At 44.0% G+C, this 19,822-nt stretch carries 14 protein-coding genes and 3 pseudogenes; 11 read left to right on the forward strand and 6 right to left on the reverse strand.

The genetic code is table 11. From position 1 onward, the window contains the following. The 3 genes and pseudogenes from CDG79_RS42395 to CDG79_RS41050 all read left to right on the forward strand — a co-directional run. The coding region (locus tag CDG79_RS42395) for a hypothetical protein (protein WP_189525007.1) at positions 1 to 214 on the forward strand (214 nt) is incomplete at its 5' end. Further along, positions 187 to 1,281: pseudogene (locus CDG79_RS15055) on the forward strand (efflux RND transporter permease subunit); the annotation flags it as partial. The gene CDG79_RS42395 and the pseudogene CDG79_RS15055, both read left to right, overlap by 28 nt. A gap of 6 nt (positions 1,282 to 1,287) precedes the next feature. Then, a pseudogene (locus tag CDG79_RS41050) lies at positions 1,288 to 1,446 on the forward strand (efflux RND transporter permease subunit); the annotation flags it as partial. 21 nt (positions 1,447 to 1,467) lie between these two features. Here the strand turns inward: CDG79_RS41050 and CDG79_RS15060 are convergent. Together CDG79_RS15060 and CDG79_RS15065 are read right to left on the reverse strand one after the other, a co-directional pair. Beyond that, positions 1,468 to 4,716, reverse strand: coding sequence for a WD40 repeat domain-containing protein (locus tag CDG79_RS15060; RefSeq protein WP_094342842.1), 3,249 nt, complete (start codon positions 4,714 to 4,716; stop codon positions 1,468 to 1,470). Between the two features lie 19 nt (positions 4,717 to 4,735). Further along, positions 4,736 to 5,116, reverse strand: a complete 381-nt coding sequence (locus CDG79_RS15065) for a hypothetical protein (protein ID WP_094342843.1) — start codon at positions 5,114 to 5,116, stop codon at positions 4,736 to 4,738. A 257-nt stretch (positions 5,117 to 5,373) separates the two neighbouring features. Here CDG79_RS15065 and hpnA point away from each other — a divergent pair, with 257 nt between their 5' ends. After that, the gene (gene hpnA, locus CDG79_RS15070; RefSeq protein WP_094342844.1) at positions 5,374 to 6,375 is read left to right on the forward strand and encodes a hopanoid-associated sugar epimerase; all 1,002 of its coding nucleotides are present in this window, start codon (positions 5,374 to 5,376) and stop codon (positions 6,373 to 6,375) included. Positions 6,376 to 6,478: 103 nt separating this feature from the next. Continuing rightward, positions 6,479 to 7,498: an adenosyl-hopene transferase HpnH gene (gene hpnH / locus CDG79_RS15075; RefSeq protein WP_094329691.1), complete on the forward strand. Its 1,020-nt coding sequence runs from the start codon at positions 6,479 to 6,481 to the stop codon at positions 7,496 to 7,498. 55 nt (positions 7,499 to 7,553) lie between these two features. Here hpnH and CDG79_RS15080 read toward each other — a convergent pair whose 3' ends face one another. Continuing rightward, positions 7,554 to 9,572 carry a serine/threonine protein kinase gene (locus CDG79_RS15080; RefSeq protein WP_094342845.1) on the reverse strand — a complete coding sequence of 673 codons (2,019 nt, stop codon included), beginning with the start codon at positions 9,570 to 9,572 and terminating at the stop codon, positions 7,554 to 7,556. 722 nt (positions 9,573 to 10,294) lie between these two features. Between CDG79_RS15080 and CDG79_RS15085 the strand changes: the two genes are divergently transcribed. Further along, on the forward strand, positions 10,295 to 11,572 hold the full coding sequence (locus CDG79_RS15085; protein WP_094342846.1) for a DUF4255 domain-containing protein: 1,278 nt from the start codon (positions 10,295 to 10,297) through the stop codon (positions 11,570 to 11,572). Beyond that, a complete protein-coding gene (locus CDG79_RS15090) occupies positions 11,569 to 13,557 on the forward strand; it encodes an ATP-binding protein (RefSeq protein WP_094342847.1) in 1,989 nt (662 codons plus the stop codon). Before CDG79_RS15085 ends, CDG79_RS15090 begins: the two co-directional genes overlap by 4 nt. A 38-nt stretch (positions 13,558 to 13,595) precedes the next feature. Here the strand turns inward: CDG79_RS15090 and CDG79_RS15095 are convergent, their stop codons facing one another. Then, a complete protein-coding gene (locus CDG79_RS15095) occupies positions 13,596 to 15,041 on the reverse strand; it encodes an alpha-L-fucosidase (protein WP_094342848.1) in 1,446 nt (481 codons plus the stop codon). A 49-nt stretch (positions 15,042 to 15,090) separates the two neighbouring features. On the opposite strand from CDG79_RS15095, the pseudogene CDG79_RS45485 reads away from it, so the two are divergent. Then, positions 15,091 to 15,180, forward strand: a pseudogene (locus CDG79_RS45485) (IS982 family transposase); the annotation flags it as partial. Positions 15,181 to 15,397: 217 nt separating this feature from the next. Further along, positions 15,398 to 16,063 carry a GUN4 domain-containing protein gene (locus tag CDG79_RS15100; protein WP_094342849.1) on the forward strand — a complete coding sequence of 222 codons (666 nt, stop codon included), beginning with the start codon at positions 15,398 to 15,400 and terminating at the stop codon, positions 16,061 to 16,063. Here CDG79_RS15100 and CDG79_RS15105 read toward each other — a convergent pair. Continuing rightward, on the reverse strand, positions 16,060 to 16,863 hold the full coding sequence (locus tag CDG79_RS15105) for an SAM hydrolase/SAM-dependent halogenase family protein (protein ID WP_094342850.1): 804 nt from the start codon (positions 16,861 to 16,863) through the stop codon (positions 16,060 to 16,062). The genes CDG79_RS15100 and CDG79_RS15105 overlap by 4 nt on opposite strands. Positions 16,864 to 16,974: 111 nt before the next feature. Here CDG79_RS15105 and pirA point away from each other — a divergent pair, with 111 nt between their 5' ends. Beyond that, the gene (gene pirA / locus CDG79_RS42400; RefSeq protein ID WP_181154184.1) at positions 16,975 to 17,130 is read left to right on the forward strand and encodes an arginine synthesis PII-interacting regulator PirA; all 156 of its coding nucleotides are present in this window, start codon (positions 16,975 to 16,977) and stop codon (positions 17,128 to 17,130) included. Positions 17,131 to 17,280: 150 nt separating this feature from the next. Here pirA and CDG79_RS15110 read toward each other — a convergent pair whose 3' ends face one another. Next, positions 17,281 to 17,586: a hypothetical protein gene (locus CDG79_RS15110; protein WP_094342851.1), complete on the reverse strand. Its 306-nt coding sequence runs from the start codon at positions 17,584 to 17,586 to the stop codon at positions 17,281 to 17,283. A 341-nt stretch (positions 17,587 to 17,927) separates the two neighbouring features. Between CDG79_RS15110 and CDG79_RS15115 the strand changes: the two genes are divergently transcribed. Beyond that, a complete protein-coding gene (locus CDG79_RS15115) occupies positions 17,928 to 19,805 on the forward strand; it encodes an NAD(P)H-quinone oxidoreductase subunit F (RefSeq protein ID WP_094342852.1) in 1,878 nt (625 codons plus the stop codon). Positions 19,806 to 19,822: the final 17 nt, after the last annotated feature.

Below are 19,822 nucleotides of genomic sequence, written 5' to 3' on the forward strand. Positions count from 1 at the left end.
TGACAAAGTGGTAGCGGAAGCAAAGGCGGTGTTACCCTCTAACGTTTCCTTAGATTTGGGAGGAGATTCGGCTAACCAAGGTGAAGTTTTTAGCAGTTTCGGCAGTACTTTGGCTTTATCTGCCCTGGACAAGGAGGACAACGGAGTAATAATAATATTCCCAATTCCCAATCCCCAATTCCCAATTCCCAATCCCCAATTCCCAATCCCTTAAACGATTCTCTTCAGGTTGCGAAAAAACTAGAAGATGTAGTCAGAAAATCACCAGCAGTTGAAACGGTATTTACTACTGTTGGTTCTCGTGAGGGTGAGCCAAACAAAGGCACACTATATATAAAGTTAAAGGAAGACCGCGCGATCGCAACTGGAGAACTACAAGATCAATTGCGCTCCTCTTTACCTATCCTTCCTGGGGTAACTACTAGTGTGGAAGATATTCAATTTGTCGATTCTGGGGGTCAAAAACCTCTGCAAATAGCTTTAAGTGGTGACGATCTCCAAGCCTTAAGTAAAGCAGTCAAGGCAATTAAAGAGAGAATTCAGAGACTACCGGGATTTGCTGATGTCACAATTACAGGTGAAACGAATCCACAGGGTAAGGTTGTTCAAATCGAGCGGCTGAATAATCAGCGAGTTGCTTATGTTAGTGCGAATCTTGGTAAGAATCTATCTTTAGGTGATGCTACTGACAAAGTGGTAGCGGAAGCAAAGGCGGTGTTACCCTCTAACGTTTCCTTAGATTTGGGAGGAGATTCGGCTAACCAAGGTGAAGTTTTTAGCAGTTTCGGCAGTACTTTGGCTTTATCTGCCCTGTGTATTGTTGTGGTACTATTTTTGCTGTTCAAAACCTGGGTAGACCCTCTGGTGATTGGTGTCTCTTTACCTTTAGCACTGGTGGGGGCAATGTTGGCATTACTGATTACCAAGAGCGATTTTGGTATGATCTCACTGATTGGTTTCGTCTTTTTGCTGGGGCTGGCCAATAAAAATGCCATCTTGCTTGTGGATTATATCAACCAATTACGCAATGCTGGTACAGAACGCACCGAGGCGATCCTTAAAACGGGAATAGTGCGCCTCAGACCAATTATGATGACTACTGCCTCCACTATTTTAGGAATGCTACCGATCGCATTAGGTTTTGGTGCTGGTTCGGAATTGCGATCGCCTATGGCCGTAGCGATCGCTGGTGGACTCGTAACTTCAACTATCCTCAGCTTAATTGTCGTGCCAGTAGTCTACACCATTTTGGATGATTGGTTTCCCCGCAATAAATTTTAGATTTTCCTACCGATCGCATTAGGTTTTGGTGCTGGTTCGGAATTGCGATCGCCTATGGCTGTTGCGATCGCTGGTGGATTAATAACTTCGACTATCCTCAGTTTGATTGTCGTGCCAGTAGTTTACAGCATTTTGGATGATTGGTTTCCCCGCAATAAATTTTAGATTTTCCTGCGGAACGCCTGTTTACTTTTGCGTGCCGATGCCGTCGCACAAGTGCCGATCGCTCTGGCTAACGTTAGGATTATTTTGTAAATAACCCCGCACCCAATCACAACTGCGCCCCATTAAAGAATCTAACTCTAAATCTGGAAGATTCCAGAGTTTGATCGTCTTGTCACCACTGCCAGAAGCCAATGTCTTGCCGTCGGCGCTAAAACTGACGCTATAGACAGAGCTATCATGTCCCTTGAGGGTACGGATTTCCTTTCCTGTCTCTAGATTCCAGAGTTTGATCGTCTTGTCATAACTGCCAGAAGCCAATGTCTTGCCGTCGGCGCTAAAACTGACGCTATAGACAGGGCTATCATGTCCCTTGAGGGTACGGATTTCCTTTCCTGTCTCTAGATTCCAGAGTTTGATCGTGTTGTCACCACTGCCAGAAGCCAATGTCTTGCCGTCGGGGCTAAAACTGACGCTAAAGACAATGCCATCATGTCCCTTGAGGGTGCGGATTTCCTTTCCTGTCTCTAGATTCCAGAGTTTGATCGTCTTGTCAACACTGCCAGAAGCCAAAGTCTTGCCGTCGGGGCTAAAACTGACGCTATAGACAATGCCATCATGTCCTTTGAGGGTGCGGATTTCCTTTCCTGTCTCTAGATTCCAGAGTTTGATCGTCTTGTCCTCACTGCCAGAAGCCAAAGTCTTGCCGTCGGCGCTAAAACTGACGCTTAAGACAGGGATATCATGTCCCTTGAGGGTACGGATTTCCTTTCCTGTCTCTAGATTCCAGAGTTTGCTCGTCTTGTCCTCACTACCAGAAGCCAAAGTCTTGCCGTCGGGGCTAAAACTGACGCTATAGACAAAGCCATCATGTCCCCTGAGGGTGCGGATTTCCTTTCCTGTCTCTAGATTCCAGAGTTTGATCGTCTTGTCAACACTGCCAGAAGCCAAAGTCTTGCCGTCGGCGCTAAAACTGACGCTATAGACAATGCCATCATGTCCTTTGAGGGTGCGGATTTCCTTTCCTGTCTCTAGATTCCAGAGTTTGATCGTCTTGTCATAACTGCCAGAAGCCAATGTCTTGCCGTCGGCGCTAAAACTGACGCTAAAGACATAGCTATCATGTCCCTTGAGGGTGCGGATTTCCTTTCCTGTCTCTAGATTCCAGAGTTTGATCGTCTTGTCATAACTGCCAGAAGCCAATGTCTTGCCGTCGGCGCTAAAACTGACGCTAAAGACAAAGCTATTATGTCCCTTGAGGGTGCGGATTTCCTTTCCTGTCTCTAGATTCCAGAGTTTGATTGTCTTGTCATAACTCCCAGAAGCCAATGTCTTGCCGTCGGGGCTAAAACTGACGCTAGAGACAGAGCTATTATGTCCCTTGAGGGTGCGGATTTCCTTTCCTGTCTCTAGATTCCAGAGTTTGATCGTGTTGTCATCACTCCCAGAAGCCAAAGTCTTGCCGTCGGCGCTAAAACTGACGCTCCTGACAAAGCCATCATGTCCTTGCAAGCGGTTGCGTTCTCTTCCTGGAAAACTAACTACCTGCAAAGCATTCATTACCTCTGGGTTAGTTGTATGTTGGCTTTGCAGAAATTTTCCCCCCTTGATTGCTTGGACAAAAGCCTCTAAGTCTTTATTTTCATTCAATAGAGACAAAGAATATCGACCAAGAGATTCGGCTTGATTGAGTTCCGATTGGTTTTTCTGATTCCATGCCATCAACCCCAAACTACTGCTAATTACCACTGCCCCAAGGGAAATCACCACAATCCCCCATCTAGCTCTGATTCCAAGCTTCCTGATGATCTCGCGTTCTTGAATACTCTGCTCAATAAATTCTTTCTCATCAATTAAGTCTTCTGGGCGTTCTTTCAGTTTTTCTTCTGCCTCTGCTAATGCTGCACCACGCAACAATGAACCCGAATCTCGATTCGTTGCTTCCCATTGTCCCTTTGCTCCCCGCAGTCGCTCTTGCCAAGCTCTAAAAACGCGGCTTGTATTCATCCATTCTCGCAATTCTCCCCAATTACGAATCAGAGCTTCATGAACTACCTCCACCGTTTCTTGACTGCTGAGATTGCGACTTGTCACCACCAACCGAGCATCAGCTAATTTTTTTACCAAAGACCAGCTTTGCTCCCCCAATTCCGCTTTCATCGCTATGCGTCTTGTATCCTCTGCTCCCTCACCCGGACGCACCAATTGAATAAAAATCCGCCGGACTTTTTCCTTCTCGTCATCAGTCAAGTTGCCATATTTCTCATCAGCATGGCGCGCTAACGCACCTTCTACTTGACCAATTTCTTCATAAATTTTGTGAGTTAATAGTTTACCCGATCGCTTGTTCCACAACTCTGTTAATGCAAACTCTAGCAAAGGTAAATTTCCCGGTTGGTCTTCCACATCTTTGAGAATGCGTTCTACCAGTCCTGTTTCAAATGTCACCCCTAATTTTTGGGCAGGTTTTTCAATGACTTCTGTTAGTTCTTTCCGATTCATCGGCCCCAGTTTCAAGTCAGCATTTTGCAAGACATCAGCAAAGGGACGATAGGAGAGAGCATTTCCCAAAAAATCTGCCCGCATCGTTGCTACCAACACCGTAGCCGATGAAGACAGAGAAATAGGAGTTTCTATACTGGCTAATAAGCAGTCGAGAAATTTACGGCGTATTTCCTGATTGTTACAAAGTGTGTAAATTTCTTCAAATTGGTCAGCAATCAGTAGGACTCGATGATTAGGGTGATTTTGCCGAATTTTAGCAAAAACGTCTGAGAGAGGAACAGAGCCATCTTGCAAGTAACCAGCCATCTTTCGGGCTTGGGCAATTTGGTCAGTTTGATCTAAATCAGGTGTATAAAGAGGGACAAGAGCTAAAGCGATCACATGGAAAGGATCAGATCCAGGACGAAAGTGAGTAAACTCCCAATGACCCTCTTTTTCTAACTTAGGAACTAATCCCGCTAATACCACTGAAGATTTACCGCTTCCTGATGCACCCAGCACGGGTATAAAATTACGGGTTTTAGTTGTAATATAAAGTTCTTCTATAAATATTTCCCGCCCAAAGAAAAACTCAGCATCATTGGGGCCAAAATGAAATAAGCCCTGATAAGGACAACGGAGATATTCATCAAGAGCGATCGCAGAATCAACAGGTTTTACTTTTTCGGTAGAGTAGAAGTAGTTGTAGATAATGTTTCCTTCACCAACTACAGCACCTTTGACTTCATTTTGAAACGTTGAGTGGTATTTGGAACTATCTTCAGCCATCTAGATACTCGAGTGGCTTCTAGCCAAACTTATTTTCCTGTTTGTTGCGATCGCCAACCTGAATCCCCTTCACTTCGCCTTGAAATACTGTGTTATATTTACCTGCTGCTGACTCTTCTGGCTTTTCTTGTTTGAGTAACTCCTGAGCAGCCTTAATAATTTCCGCATCCCGATCAACACCAGCTTCAGCTAATTTCTTTTTAAGTGCTGCTTCATAGGTTTCAGGATCTGTTTCGTGTTCTTCCAGAACCATTTGGGCTTTTGGTTCACTTTCAAACTTCTTCTTAATCAAGGTTTTCAAACCCTGATAGGCATCTTTAACGGCTGTTCCTGCGGTATCTTTAGTAGCAGCGATCGCACCAGCGCCTAAAGCTGCAATAATTAGAGAAATAGGTTCCATATTTAATTCTCAACAATTTGTAATAGTGAAAATACTTATCTTTGAGATTTATATTATCACAGGATGTGCAACTGAGTTACTTGCAATGTGAGTTTGATAAACCTCTGTGCGATCGCTCTCAGACGCAAAGTTGACTTGATTACGAGAATAAAGAAAGGTATACAGGCTTAACTTGTCACCAATAGTCCTTAGTCCCGTTCGGCTACGCTCACGGCAAGCCTAATCCCTAATCTCTATTCAAAACAGGAAATCCCAAATTGCTCAATCCAAAATCTCAAAAGGTTTTTGTCACAGGGGGTACAGGTTTTATTGGTGCCCATTTAATCCGATTGTTACTGCAACAGGGTTACACAGTCAAAGCTCTGGTACGCTCAAGCAGCAACCTGGAGAATCTCCGCGGTTTGGATGTGGAAATTATCAAAGGCGATTTGAACGATCCAAATCTCTGGCAACAGATGAGAGGTTGTCAATATCTATTTCATGTTGCAGCCCATTATTCCCTGTGGCAAACAGACCGGGAGTTGCTTCACTATAATAATGTTCTCGGTACGCGCAATGTGTTAGCAGCAGCTAGCAAAGCTGGAATTGAGCGTACCGTTTATACTAGTTCAGTAGCAGCTATTGGGGTAGGATCGTTTGGTCAAGTGGTCGATGAAACACATCAGAGTCCCTTAGAAAAGTTGGTGGGTGACTACAAAAAGTCTAAGTTTCTGGCGGAACTTGAAGCCATGCAAGCTGTTGCTAGAGGTCAAGAGGTAGTTATTGTCAATCCTAGCAGCCCCATTGGAGCGTTGGATATCAAACCTACTCCGACAGGTGATATAATCTTACGGTTTTTACGACGGCAAATGCCCTTTTATTTAGATACTGGTCTGAATTTTATCGATGTGCGGGATGTGGCGTGGGGGCATTTACTGGCTTTGCAACGGGGTAAGTCAGGCGATCGCTATATCTTAGGTCATCAAAATTTAAGTCTCAAAGAACTACTCGAACAACTTGCCGAGATTGCAGGTTTGATAGCACCTCAACGAACAGTACCCGCTTGGTTGCCCCTTAGTGTTGCCTGGGTTGATGAAAAGATTCTTGCACCCTTGGGGAAATCGCCCTCAGTGCCATTGGATGGCGTGCGGATGGCGAAACAGCCTATGTATTATGATGCTGCTAAGGCTGTACGAGAGTTGGGTCTACCTCAATCTTCGTTGAAAGCAGCGCTCAAAGATGCTGTGGATTGGTTTGTTGTTCAGGGCTATGTGAAATGAAAAATATAGCAATTCACGTGGGGATGCAATACGCAATCAAGTAGCACCGATGTGCGCCCCTACTGTAGTGTTTTTAGATATATAAAGAGGAGCGATCGCAATAATGGCAGTTAATATACAACAAGCTATGGATATCGGGAAGTATCTGGTTACTCAGCGTTTGAAAGGACGTAAACGCTTCCCCTTAGTATTGATGTTGGAACCTCTTTTTCGCTGTAATCTAGCCTGTACTGGTTGTGGTAAAATCCAACATCCCAAGGAAATTTTAAAGCAAAATCTCACCCCAGAACAGTGCTTTACCGCAGTGGAAGAGTGCGGCGCACCGGTTGTCTCAATTCCTGGGGGAGAACCTCTGCTACATCCCCAGATCGATGAGATTGTTCAAGGATTAATTGAGCGCAAGAAATATATTTACTTGTGTACCAATGGTTTGTTGTTAGAAAAGAGCCTAGATAAGTTTCAACCTTCCCCTTACCTGACTTTTAGCGTGCATTTAGATGGAATGCGCGAGTTGCACGATCGCTGTGTCGATCGCCAAGGTGTTTTTGATATTGCTGTCAAAGCCATCCGCGCCGCTAAAGCTAAAGGCTTTCGTGTCACCACTAACACCACTATCTTTGAGGGGACTGAACCTAAAGATATGCAAGAGTTCTTCGACTTTTTGGAAACCCTAAATACTGACGGGATGATGATTTCTCCTGGCTACAGTTACGAGTGGGCACCAGATCAAGATCATTTTCTCCACCGCGAACAAACCCGCACCCTTTTCCGGCAAATTCTGGCTCCTTACAAAGCTGGTGAAAAAAGCTGGAACTTTAATCACAATCCCCTCTTCCTAGATTTTCTCACTGGTGAGAAGGACTACGAATGCACGCCTTGGGGTAGCCCTAGCTATAGCGTTCTCGGTTGGCAAAAACCTTGCTATTTGCTGAACGAGGGTTATTACTCTACCTTCAAGGAATTACTGGCACAAACTGATTGGAGTCAATACGGCCAGAAGAGTGGTAATCCCAAGTGTGCCGATTGCATGGTTCATTGCGGCTACGAACCCACCGCCGCAATGGATGCAATGCAACCGCAAAATATGGCGCGTGCCCTTGGCAGTGTATTTGGCAGGAACTAGTAAGTAGTTAAAAGAACACTCACTGGAGGAGGCAGTACGGTCTTCTCCGGTAGGGTTAGTTCTGAAGGCGATCGCTATTAGGTAAACCTTGCTGGTTACTTGGCTCTTTACGAGATTGAAGTTGAGTATATATATAAGCCACCAATGCTAAGGACAATCCAATGGCTAAGACTACTCCCAAGATTCGCAAAAAATTGGGAGTGATTCTCGTAGCTAGCTGCTCATTTAGCTTTGGTTGGTAAATAGTATCATCCGTTCGCACTTGTTGTCCGTTTTGATGAGATGCAGGTCGTGGTTGATACAACGTCACATCTCGTGGTACTGGTGGTCTGCCTTGATTAGAATCAGGTCGCGGTTGATACAACGTTTTATCTGGTGGCACTTGTTGTCCGCCTTGATTAGAACCAGGTCGCGGTTGAAACAACGTTTTATCTGGTGGCACTTGTTGTCCGCCTTGATTAGAACTAGGTCGCGGTTGAAACAACGTTTTATCTGGTGGCACTTGTTGCCCGCCTTGATTAGAACCAGGTCGCGGTTGAAACAACGTCTTATCTGGTGGCACTTGTTGTCCGCCTTGATTAGAACCCGATCGCGGTTGATATAACGTCTTATCTGGTGGCACTTGTTGTCCGCCTTGATTAGAACCAGGTCGCGGTTGATACAAGGTCACGTCCGGTTTACTGGTGTTTGGATTATTCACAGGACTCTGTTGATTTTGCTCAACTGGGTTAAACTGCCTTGGAACGGTTTCGTTATTTGAACCTTGGTTGTATCTAGGCTGAAGGGGAGAAACTGTTTCCTCAGATTGGTTTTGCTGAATCGGGTTAAACGGTCTGGGAACAGTTTCGTGATTTGAACCTTGATTATATCCAGATGGCGGACGCAGAATAGTGTCGTCGCTCGATTGTCTGGGAATAGTTTCGTGATTTGAACCTTGATTATATCCAGATGGAGGACGTAGAACAGTGTCGTCGCTCGATTGTCTGGGAACAGTTTCGTGATTTGAACCTTGATTATATCCAGATGGCGGACGCAGAATAGTGTCGTCGCTCGATTGTCTGGGAACAGTTTCGTGATTTGAACCTTGATTGTAGGAAGGTTGCGGTTGCCCGGTAGCCTGTCCGGGGGCAAATTTGGCAGCCGCTTGCAAAGCAAGATTGAGTTCTTCTACCGTTGCAAATCGGTTAGCGGGGTTTTTGTGGAGGCATTTCATCACCACAGCTTCCAATTGTACGGGCAAATGCTCGCAACCTGGTTGCGATCGCAGTGGTTTCGGTGGCTCATAAGCATGAGCTAATACCCAAGAAGCCTCACTGACATGACTACCCTTAATGCTGATACCAAAGGGATCGGCGGCACTCAGCATTTCATAAAGAATAATGCCTAAACTGTAAATATCACCCCTTGCGTCCAGGTTTTTATCGCTTTGGATTTGCTCAGGAGGCGCGTAACGAAACGTACCAATAAATGTACTGGTAATATTTGTAATATTGGCATTTTCTGAAGATTCACTCCGAATTTTGGCAACACCAAAATCCAAAACCTTGACCCACTCACCCAAATCTGTAGGCACTAAAAATATATTATCTGGTTTCAGGTCACGATGAACTACCTGAATATGCTCAGTGCTTTTTCCACCCTCCCGTTGGAGAGTAACACCTTGATGGGCAAGCTGTAGACCTTTGCAAACTTGCGCCATAATTTTCACCGTCCGCTCAACAGATAGCCGCTTTTCGCGTAGCAGTAATTGTCTGAGCGTTTGCCCGCGCAAATATTCCATTACGTAAAATGGAAAGCCTTCTGGGGTGAATCCACAATCACTAATCTTAACGATATGGTCGCTTTGCAAAGCAGCACAAACTGCCACTTCCCGCTCAAAACGCTTTCTCATTTCTTGTGATGCCACCAGCGTATCTTTGAGTAACTTCAATGCTACCTGCTGACCTACACGGGTATCTGTTGCCAGGAAGACATCTCCCATGCCACCCCCGCCTAACCGTTTTTCTAAACGGTATCGCTCGTTATCACCTACGAAGCGACCAATCCAAGAATTTGAAGAAGGTGGGGATTTCATCTGCGGGAACCCATCCTAGTTACTTTAAGGTGTTAACTTTAGTCAGAGATATTACTAGTATTACAAATATGATTGCTTACTTTGTAAACTAGATGAATGCTAGTAATATATATTACTTACGATTTATCTAATTATACTCAGCTTAACATATTAGTAACTTAAAGTAATGCTAGCAATTTGATAAAATGTTTAAAATTAAGACTTATGGTAGTTGAAATTTGTTTCTAAGATGAAGTTAATGCAAATTCTACAAGACTGTCAGCTTCAGTAGTGTTAATACCAATTCTACGTGAGGCTGCCTTTTAGAGATAATGCAGCAATACCATGCCAGTACTCTGTTAGAGAATTTGTAGAGAAGCAGTTACTCTATGAGACGCTTTGCGAAAGCGTTTACATGAATTGCCGCTACAGCTTGTAGTTCTGCATCAGTCTTATCGGCGCATCTTCAAACAAAAATGGTAGGAGTGAAACGGGAAAGCGCAAATCCAGAATAGTAAAATACCGGGGAATTTTGCCTACTTTTAACAAGGGAATTTGCCTGACTTGTAGTTATTTTATATACCAAGTGGATTTACGCCATCCTGTACTAGTAGTTGCCAATGTGCTTTTGTACGCCGTGCCGATAGTCTCTGTTACAGAATATTTAAAGTTTTGCAAAATATATTCTGTCAATGTACTCTGGCGTACATGATTAATATGTGCTATTGCCATGAGGAACGAGGATGAGTAATGTGCTCTCTATAGCCGCCGTGACAGCAGTACTAAAAGTCTTGCTGGAAAATGGTTTAGTCAGCGATCCGATCGCTGCTAGTGTTGGTGATGTAATTGTAACTGCCCTACCGCCCGATCGAATTTCAGTTGAAGCTGACGAACGCGCTCAAATTAACCTCTTTCTCTATCAAGTAACGCAGAATCGCAATGTCGATTGGGTATCTCAGGAATTTCGGAGTAGGCATTCACGTATTAATGGAAACCCGCACTCTCCAAGTCCCCCACTAGCTCTTGACCTCCACTATTTGCTCACAGCCTACGGAGCCAAGGATTTTCAGTCGGAGCTTTTACTGGGCTATGCAATGCATTTATTACACAAAACACCAGCTATCACATCGGATATTATTGAAAATACTCTGATAAATGCCTCTACAACCAATACCTCAAGTGCTTTTTCCCAAGCTGTCGCGAGTGTATCTGTATCCGATTTAGCTGAACAAATTGGGCAGATTAAATTGACTCCAGAGTTTTTTAATATGGAAGAAACTTCTAAATTATGGTCTGCTTTACAAACACACTATCGACCTTCAGCTACCTATCTGGCATCAATGGTATTAATTGAAAGTAGCAAACCTGAAAATTCTGAAGGTTTCTACATAATGCCCTTGTCTCAACCGACTATAGAGCAAGTTATGGCTCCGGCAAAGACCGATCAAATTATTGTTGCGGGCACAACGCTAGTAATTCGTGGTAAACGGTTACGCGGTGAGATTACCCGAATCCGTTTAAGTAATACGGAGACTTTAATAGTACCTCATGATGTTAAAGAAACACAAATTAGCCTGTTAGTCCCATCAGATTTATCCGCAAGTGTGCAAGGTATCCAAGTTGTCCATCTCACAATGGGCAATGCAGGGCAAACAGATTATGTAGTTGAATCAAACGTTGCGGCTTTCGTCCTCCATCCAACAATTACAGCATTTGTCGCTCAAGTGGAAAATAGCGGCGACAATTTACGTACAGCCGAAATTACCGTGAAATTCCAGCCCAAAGTTGGTAAGGTACAACGGGTAGTTTTGCTACTCAATGAAGCGTCAGACAATAGTCCGGTAGCTTACTCTTTCTTGGTTGCATCGCGGACTGAAGACACCGATGCAATTACTATTCCTGTCAAAAACATCAAGCCAGGAACTTATATTGTTCGGGTGCAGGTAGATGGGGCAGAAAGTCAATTGCATAAGAAGAATCAGTCTGGAGGTTATGATTCGCCAGAGGTGACTATTCTATGAATGCTACAACAAATCGCAATTGGGATGAGGCAAACTATCGCTATCTATCAGCATCTCTGGCCGTCGTACATGGTATTTTAGAAAATCACACGGCAAAAGAGCAAAATCAATCTGTAGAGAACAACCAAGAGCATTTACGGCAAGCGTTACAGGAAGCTGCTGCTGCAATGCCTGCACCATCGGCATTGGAAAGAGTATGCAAAATATTTAGCCTCTCACCCTTTGAACGCGATTTGTTGCTGTTGTGTGCAGGTATGGAATTGAATGGAGATTTTGCTAAATTGTGTGCTATAATGCACGGGGATTTACAACGAGCTTACCCAACTCTAAGTTTAGCTCTAGCCGCTTTACCTGATGTCCACTGGGATGCGATCGCTCCAAATGCTCCCTTACGTCATTGGCGGTTAATTCAAATTGGTGATGGTCATGCCCTGACTCTCAGTCCCGTAAGAATTGACGAACGAATTTTACATTATCTCACGGGCATTCAATATCTTGACGAAAGATTAGCCGGCATCATTGAACCATTACAAGCAGTTAGCGATTTAGTCGCCTCGCACCAAGATTTAGCCGAGCGAGTATCAGTAGTTTGGTCGCAAGCTTATAAGGTTAATAGCTTGCCAATTGTTCAGTTATGTGGTGTTGAAACTACTAGCAAACGCGGCATTGCCGCAACAATTTGTCAACTCCAGGGTTTAAACTTGTGGGTAATGCCTGCACAAGTAATTCCATTAGCACCTAGCGAGTTAGATAATCTCATTCGCCTGTGGACTCGGGAGACGATTTTAAGTAAGTGTGCGTTACTTATAGATTGCAACGATCTCGATACTAATGATATAGCGCGGCTGAATGCGATCGCTCGTTTCATCGAACGCACAAAAGGCTTTTTAATAGTTACGAGTCGGGAACGCATTGGACTAGGACAACGCCTGGTAGTTAATTTTGACGTACATCAACCAACTACCAAAGAACAAGGTACAGTTTGGCAAGATGCATTAGGTTCAATTGCACCGCAAATAAATGGGCAAATTAAAACCCTAGTGGATCAGTTTAACCTAAGTGCCGCAACCATCCGCGCGGCTTGTGCAGAAGCCGCAGGACAGTTAGCACAAACACCAGACAACGATATTAATAGCATTTTATGGGATGCCTGCCGCGTGCAAGCACGTCCGCGCTTGGATGAACTCGCCCAGCGAATTGAGCCATCTGGTAATTGGGAAGATTTGGTATTACCAGAGGCCCAGAAACAAGTTCTCCGAGACATTGCGGCTCATGTCCGTCAACGCAGTACTGTATATAATAACTGGGGCTTTGGTGCCAAGAGTGCGAGAGGATTGGGAATCAGCGCCTTATTTGCAGGTGCTAGCGGCACTGGTAAAACATTAGGGGCAGAAGTGCTAGCTCAGAAATTGCGCCTCGACCTCTATCGCATTGATTTATCATCAGTCGTTAGCAAATATATTGGGGAAACAGAGAAGAATTTGCGCCGGGTGTTTGATGCTGCTGAACAAGGCGGCGTGATTTTGTTATTTGATGAAGCTGATGCTTTATTTGGCAAACGCAGTGAAGTTAAAGATGCGCGCGATCGCTATGCCAATATTGAAGTTAGCTATCTATTGCAACGGATGGAAAGCTACCCAGGTTTAGCAGTCCTAACAACGAACCTGAAAAGTGCAATTGATACAGCCTTTCTGCGGCGGATTCGCTTTGTGGTGCAGTTCCCCTTCCCCGACACAACACAACGAGCCGAGATTTGGCGGCGCGTTTTTCCCGCAGACACCCCAACCGCAGACTTAGATGCCCTCCAACTAGCACGGCTAAATGTCGCTGGTGGTAATATCCGTAACATAGCCTTAAATGCAGCTTTCCTCGCTGCCGATGCTGGAGAAGCAGTGCAGATGAAACACGTATTGCGGGCTGCTCAGACGGAATATAGCAAGTTAGAGAAACCTTTAACTGATGCGGAAGTTGGCGGGTGGATGTAATTTTAAATTAACTTAGTACAGCATTTCATATCCGAGCTTCAGGAAAGAGGTATCTGGCTGATTTTCAACGTGTAGGCTGGTGATTTTTTCACCGTAGACATATCCGGTAGCGTGACAAATAAATTCTGTCCGTACTGTTGCCACTCAAGTTTACCTTTTGCCCCTAGCATTGTAATCTTTGCATTTTTCGGCAGAATTAGCCCTGGGATTGTCAGCGTCTGACTCATGGGAGTATCAAGCAAGACAGCATACAAATTACCTTTGTTTGTGGTGTAGCGCACTCGGATGCCTTGAGTAGATACATCTTCTGAGCGTATCCAATAGCGCGAGCCAAAGATGGCTTCACCATTTACATCTAGCCACTTGCCTAAGCCAAGCAACCGTTCAGTTTGCAGTTTGGAGATTGAACCATCGGCATTTGGGCCAATGTTGAGCAGTAAGTTGCCGTTTTTACTAACAATGTCAACGAATGAATCAACCAGTTCGTCTACTGAAATCATGTTCAAGTCGGTATCATTCTGGTTGTAACCAAACGAGTAACCTAAACCCCTTGTGCTTTCCCATTTCTTTGGTTCGATTTGTTTGAGTTGACTGTATTCAGGTGTGGAGAAGTCGAAGTGTAAACCGAATTGCCCACCTAAATCAAAGCGGTCATTAACGACACCGTTAGGTACGTGATTGTAAAAGTAAGCCATAATCTCGTTTGCTTGACCAACAGGATAGCCAAGGTCATTCCACAAGATAGACGGCTGATAGCGGTCAATGAGTTCGCGCCAATGAGCATTAGCGTATTCAGCGTAAGCTTTTTCTTGGATAATGGCTGCGACCAAGGTGTTAAAGTCTGTCACCGTTGTATCTTGTTTAGACCAATCAATACCGCCGGAGTAGTACAGACCCATACGCATACCTTGTTTACGAACGGCTTGTGTCAGTTCCCCCACAATATCCCGCGCCGCCACTCGTCCTGACTGGTTAGTGGTTTTGCTAGGCCATAACAGGAAACCATCATGATGTTTGGTCGTCAGCACAACGTACCGCGCACCTACTTGAGAAAACAGTTTTGCCCATTGGGATGGATTCCACCTTGTGATGGCTGCGTTGAAGGTGGGGATGAAGTCGTCATAGGTAAAATTTTCACCGTAGGTTGCACGGTGATACTTATAGGTGTCACTGCCCTCAAGTTTCATGGAGTTGTAGTACCATTCAGCATAAGGGTTGTGCTGGAACCAATATTCCCAACCGCGTTCTGCAACTACCTTGTTCTGTTCACCAGTCAGTGGTGCCCAACCAGGTACAGAGTACACACCCCAGTGAATGAAAATGCCGAGTTTAGCATCTTTGAACCACTCTGGAACTTCATGCTTTGATAGCGACTCATTTGTTGGTTCATATATCTGTTGTGCAAAGGCAGTAGAGGGTGTCAGGTTCAAAAAGCTACCTAGAATTACTGTAACAATTAGTATAAGTAGTAATGATCTAAACATCACAATTTTCCTGACTGAGGGATATATAATTTTACAACTGGATCTCGTCAAAGGCTGCGAGTACATGAAAGGCCATCATCTGATTGCCAATGTGTTAGAAAAATCGCGCTTTAATCGACGATTACACGGAATATCAATTGGCTCTCACGTCTAGAATCATTAAACAATTACCCTAACAACTCTGCAAAGAAAGTCTGAGTGATTGACTAAGTACTTATTCTCTCCGAAAAGATGACATTGTAGAATAGACCTGTTAGGAAATAAGAGAGAGATGATATGACAATATATACATCTATGTAGTAGCGGTTAGACTAAATTCAACCTGGGGCATTCAAAGTAATCAGAAGCATCCAAAAATGGCAAAGAATAATCAGACTGTTCTGACACTAACCTTACTAATTACAGCAAGTCTTATCGGTATATTTGCTGTTTTGGGCTGGATTGGATATTCGTTAACACGGTCTAAGTCTGAGAGTAAAAATCCAGAAAACAAGGGTTTAGTTAATACAACTACTAATTCTGGCTCATTGAAGCAAGTAGAAATCACTACAGCCCGCAATGTCGATTACAGTCAGTTGCAGAAATATTTACAAAGCAAAGATTGGCAACAATCTGACCGAGAAACTTATCTGAGAATGCTAGATGTTGCAGGGACTAAGGCACAAGCAGAGGGTGCTATTGGCAAAGATGAAATGAATGCACTTTCGTGTGTTGACTTGAAAACCATTGACAAACTTTGGAGTACAGCCAGTGATGATAAGTTGGGCTTTAGCGCTCAAGAAAAGATTTTGAGGGAACAAAAAAATGATTATCGCAAGATGTATGACGCGGTTGGATGGCAAACGTTAACAGGTGAGTGGCTGATTCAGTGGAACTATAATCAGCAAACTAAAAGATATGAGTATAAACCTGGCAAGGAACCAAACTTTAAAACTTTCCCCCCAGGACATCTGCCAACTGTGGAGAGAGGATATAACTTTGGCGTTTCTCTAGATGTGGCACTGACTAGGTGTGGGATTTAAGTCAGCACAACTTGAAGCGGTTCTTGCCAATCTAACTGCAACTTTGAGCGAGCATTGCCGCTATTAATCGCAATTTCTACCCAGCCGTGGCTGCCAACTAAAGCTAGTATCTCTCCCTGGTTGACATCACCGTAAGTTTTACAACCTGGTATCCTCAAACCAGCAGCTTGCACATACCAAGTTTTGCCTTGTACGTAACTTGCCGGAATGTTGCTCGCTAAATTGCCAAAGCGATCGATATATTGAATGCAACCCACTACACCATTGCTTGTCTGCTTGCACTCGGCTATATCCAGTTTGACTAAACTTGCTGGATCGATTTCTTGTCCTAGCTGTTTGAGGGGGACACCATTAGCAAGATTAGCTGCCACTGGTGCAAAAATATCTCTACCGTGAAAAGTGTTGCTTGGTTGAGAAGTTCGCCAATAGTTAAGATTTGTAAGTTCGACGGCTGCGATCGCAGGGCTTTGACTAAGTACGCCGCTAAAGATACCATTATCAGGGCCGACTAGAAACCCTTGAGCAAATTCTACTGCGATCGCTCGTCGCTTGCTTCCCACACCCGGATCTACTACTGCCAGATGCACTGTCCCAACGGGGAAATAGGGATAAGCATTCATCAGGCAAAACCTGGCTGCGGCGATATCTTGCGGCGGAATTTGGTGTGTTAAGTCTATTACCGCCAGTCTGGGGTTGAGTTGGGCGATGACACCCTTCATTACGCCTACATAGATATCGCGATCGCCGAAATCGCTTAGAAAAGTCATGAGTCGTTGTCGATCTATCTGCTTCTCAGACATATTTTTATTAAAATATACATTAAGTTATAAAATTCTGTAGCTGTTGCTACAGAATCTATGTTATGTTAACGATAGAAGACATAAAGTGAAAAATTAAAGAAGGTAATCACTATGAATCAAGGTAGACTACAAAGTGCAAGAAAAGCACAAGAAGCCCACAGAGAGAATATTCAAAAAAGCCTAGAGCATCGCTTGCAAGTAGCCAGAGCAAAGGGCGACGAACAACTGATTCGTCAACTGGAAGCTGAAATGAGGTATTCCAGCTAAATCAAGTTTTCATTGTTCTTAGTTTGTTGTGTAACCCGCCGTAGCGGGTTTTTTTTGTTTTTAGGGGTTTCTTTGGTAATCGTACTTTTAGAGATAATTTATAAAGTAAATCAAAAATTAGGGTGTGTTACGGCTAAAGCCCACGCACCGTTATATCGCTGCGATCGGTATTTGTGAGTCGAGCGTGGCGATTAGATTTGAAAGTTTCATAATTTTTGATCGGGTGGTGGCGAGAGATCGCCCTAGATTAGTCGCTACTTGAACAATCACTTCATAAAATTCGGCATCGCCGCAAAACACTTCTGCTACTCCGTTGTTGTCTGGGTTAGCTATTGCAGAAATTAAGGCATTAACAAGCACACAAAGTCCTTCAGAATTTCCGGGGTTGGGGAACTTGATTACCTCACTCAACTGAGAACCGCTATAAAAACTAATGATGACTATTGATGAAACCAACAGTTAATTCATAGATAAAAAACAATAGCTATTATTCGTTACTCAAATAGTCGATTATATAAGATTTGTTTAGAGTAATTATCTCAAATTTATTTAGATAAGTAATTCCATTTTGACAAAAATAACGGTAAGCTGTTTCTAACAAAATTAAACAAAGATAAATTTTCATTATCTGCATAAGCGTAGCCGTACTTAGACACCTTTCGGCTTACTTCGGCTGTGCTCAAAGTCCCTCAAGGCAAGAAGCTCAGTGACCGTCGTAGACATCGCTTGGTTGACAGGGATCAACGCAAGTTAATTCACAACCCCAAATTTTTGATGACAATTATAGAGGTAAGTTGATGGCTCAGTTTCTACTTGAGACTGTTTGGCTAGTTCCTTGCTATGCCCTAATAGGTGGCTTGTTAGCCGTACCTTGGTCGCCGGGGATCATTCGGAAAACGGGGCCAAGGCCGGCGGGTTATATAAACTTGGTGATGACATTTTTGGCCTTTGTACATAGTGCGATCGCCTTACAAGCAACTTGGAATCAGCCAACCCAAGAAGTGTTTATTCCTTGGTTATCTACGGCTGGTTTAGACCTCACCATTGCTTTAGAAATATCCTCGATTAGCGTCGGCGCTTTAGTTGTAATTACTGGTTTGAATTTGCTGGCGCAGATTTATGCCATCGGTTATATGGAGATGGATTGGGGTTGGGGACGTTTCTATTCCTTATTAGGATTATTTGAAGCGGGATTATGCGCCCTGGTTCTGTGTAATAACCTGTTCTTCAGCTATGTAATTTTGGAAGTCCTGACGCTGGGAACCTATCTACTAGTTGGCTTATGGTTTAGCCAGCCATTAGTAGTCTCAGGTGCGAGAGATGCTTTCTTAACCAAGCGGGTGGGAGACTTATTCTTGCTGATGGGCGTGTTGGCATTATGGCCCCTCGCCGGAACTTGGAGTTATCCAGAACTAGCTAAGTGGGCGGCTACTGCTAACGTCAACCCTACAACAATGGCACTAGTAGGTTTAGCCTTAATTGCCGGGCCAATGGGTAAATGTGCCCAGTTCCCCCTGCATTTGTGGTTGGATGAGGCAATGGAAGGCCCTGTTCCCAGTACAATTTTGCGGAATTCTGTAGTAGTTGCGAGTGGTGCATGGGTGCTGATTAAACTGCAACCTGTGTTAAGCCTGTCGCCCATAGTTTCCTCGGCTATGGTGGCCATTGGGGTATTGACAGCGCTTGGTGCTTCTTTAATTGCGATCGCTCAAATCGATCTTAAACGCTGTCAATCCTATTCTGTCAGTGCATACATGGGTTTAGTATTCATTGCTGTGGGAACACAACAACACGAAGCAGCGCTGTTGTTAGTACTTACCCATGCTATATCCGCAGCCTTGTTGGTGATGAGTACCGGGGGAATTATTTGGAATAGCATCACTCAAGATGTTACCCAATTGGGCGGGTTGTGGACACGTCGCCCGATTTCAGCCATAGCCTTTATCGTCGGGACTTTGGGATTAATTGGTTTTCCACCATTGGGTAGTTTTTGGGCGTTGGTGAAACTAGCAGATGGGTTGTGGGAAACCCAACCTTGGTTAGTAGGAGTAGTGATAGCTGTAAACGCTTTGACAGCAGTGAGTTTAACCAGAGAATTTGGTTTAATTTTTGGTGGTAAAGCTACACAAATGAGTCAGCGATCGCCTGAAGCACACTGGCCGATGATTTTGCCAATGGTAATTCTACTTGCCTTTAGTCTCCATCTTCCTTTAGTGTTGCAAAGCTTATCACTTTTACCAGATTGGGAAGCTTTAAATAAAGATGTCGTACTACTTTTAATTTGGTCGAGTATTTCCGGTTGCAGCATCACTGGGGTGGTTTATTTAGGCAATATTCCTAAACCAATTCGCCTCCCCTGGAAAGGTTTACAAGACTTGTTCGCATACGACTTTTACACCCCAAAACTTTATCGGATAACCATTATTTTTGGCGTTGCCAAAATTTCCCAACTTGCCGATATGATTGACCGCTTTGTAGTCGATGGCATCGTTAATTTGGTTGGTTTATTTTCGCTATTGGGTGGTGAAAGTTTAAAATACAGTACCTCTGGACAAACCCAGTTCTACGCCTTAACCGTCTTACTAGGAGTAAGTTTTTTAGGAATGTGGGTAGCTTGGCCATTTTGGGGAGTGCAGTTTTTAAATTTGATTTCTCAAATTTCGACAGTTGGGTAGTTAAACACCGTTTTATT

The sequence above is a fragment of the Nostoc sp. 'Peltigera membranacea cyanobiont' 232 genome (assembly GCF_002245985.1).
Taxonomy (GTDB): domain Bacteria; phylum Cyanobacteriota; class Cyanobacteriia; order Cyanobacteriales; family Nostocaceae; genus Nostoc.

Excerpts from the sequence above, each read along its gene's own strand:
- CDG79_RS15060 (WP_094342842.1), bottom strand. The coding sequence starts at position 4,716 with ATGGCTGAAGATAGTTCCAAATACCACTCAACGTTTCAAAATGAAGTC.
- CDG79_RS15065 (WP_094342843.1), bottom strand. The coding sequence starts at position 5,116 with ATGGAACCTATTTCTCTAATTATTGCAGCTTTAGGCGCTGGTGCGATC.
- hpnH (WP_094329691.1), top strand. The coding sequence starts at position 6,479 with ATGGCAGTTAATATACAACAAGCTATGGATATCGGGAAGTATCTGGTT.
- CDG79_RS15080 (WP_094342845.1), bottom strand. The coding sequence starts at position 9,572 with ATGAAATCCCCACCTTCTTCAAATTCTTGGATTGGTCGCTTCGTAGGT.
- CDG79_RS15085 (WP_094342846.1), top strand. The coding sequence starts at position 10,295 with ATGAGTAATGTGCTCTCTATAGCCGCCGTGACAGCAGTACTAAAAGTC.
- CDG79_RS15090 (WP_094342847.1), top strand. The coding sequence starts at position 11,569 with ATGAATGCTACAACAAATCGCAATTGGGATGAGGCAAACTATCGCTAT.
- CDG79_RS15095 (WP_094342848.1), bottom strand. The coding sequence starts at position 15,041 with ATGTTTAGATCATTACTACTTATACTAATTGTTACAGTAATTCTAGGT.
- CDG79_RS15100 (WP_094342849.1), top strand. The coding sequence starts at position 15,398 with ATGGCAAAGAATAATCAGACTGTTCTGACACTAACCTTACTAATTACA.
- CDG79_RS15105 (WP_094342850.1), bottom strand. The coding sequence starts at position 16,863 with ATGTCTGAGAAGCAGATAGATCGACAACGACTCATGACTTTTCTAAGC.
- pirA (WP_181154184.1), top strand. The coding sequence starts at position 16,975 with ATGAATCAAGGTAGACTACAAAGTGCAAGAAAAGCACAAGAAGCCCAC.
- CDG79_RS15115 (WP_094342852.1), top strand. The coding sequence starts at position 17,928 with ATGGCTCAGTTTCTACTTGAGACTGTTTGGCTAGTTCCTTGCTATGCC.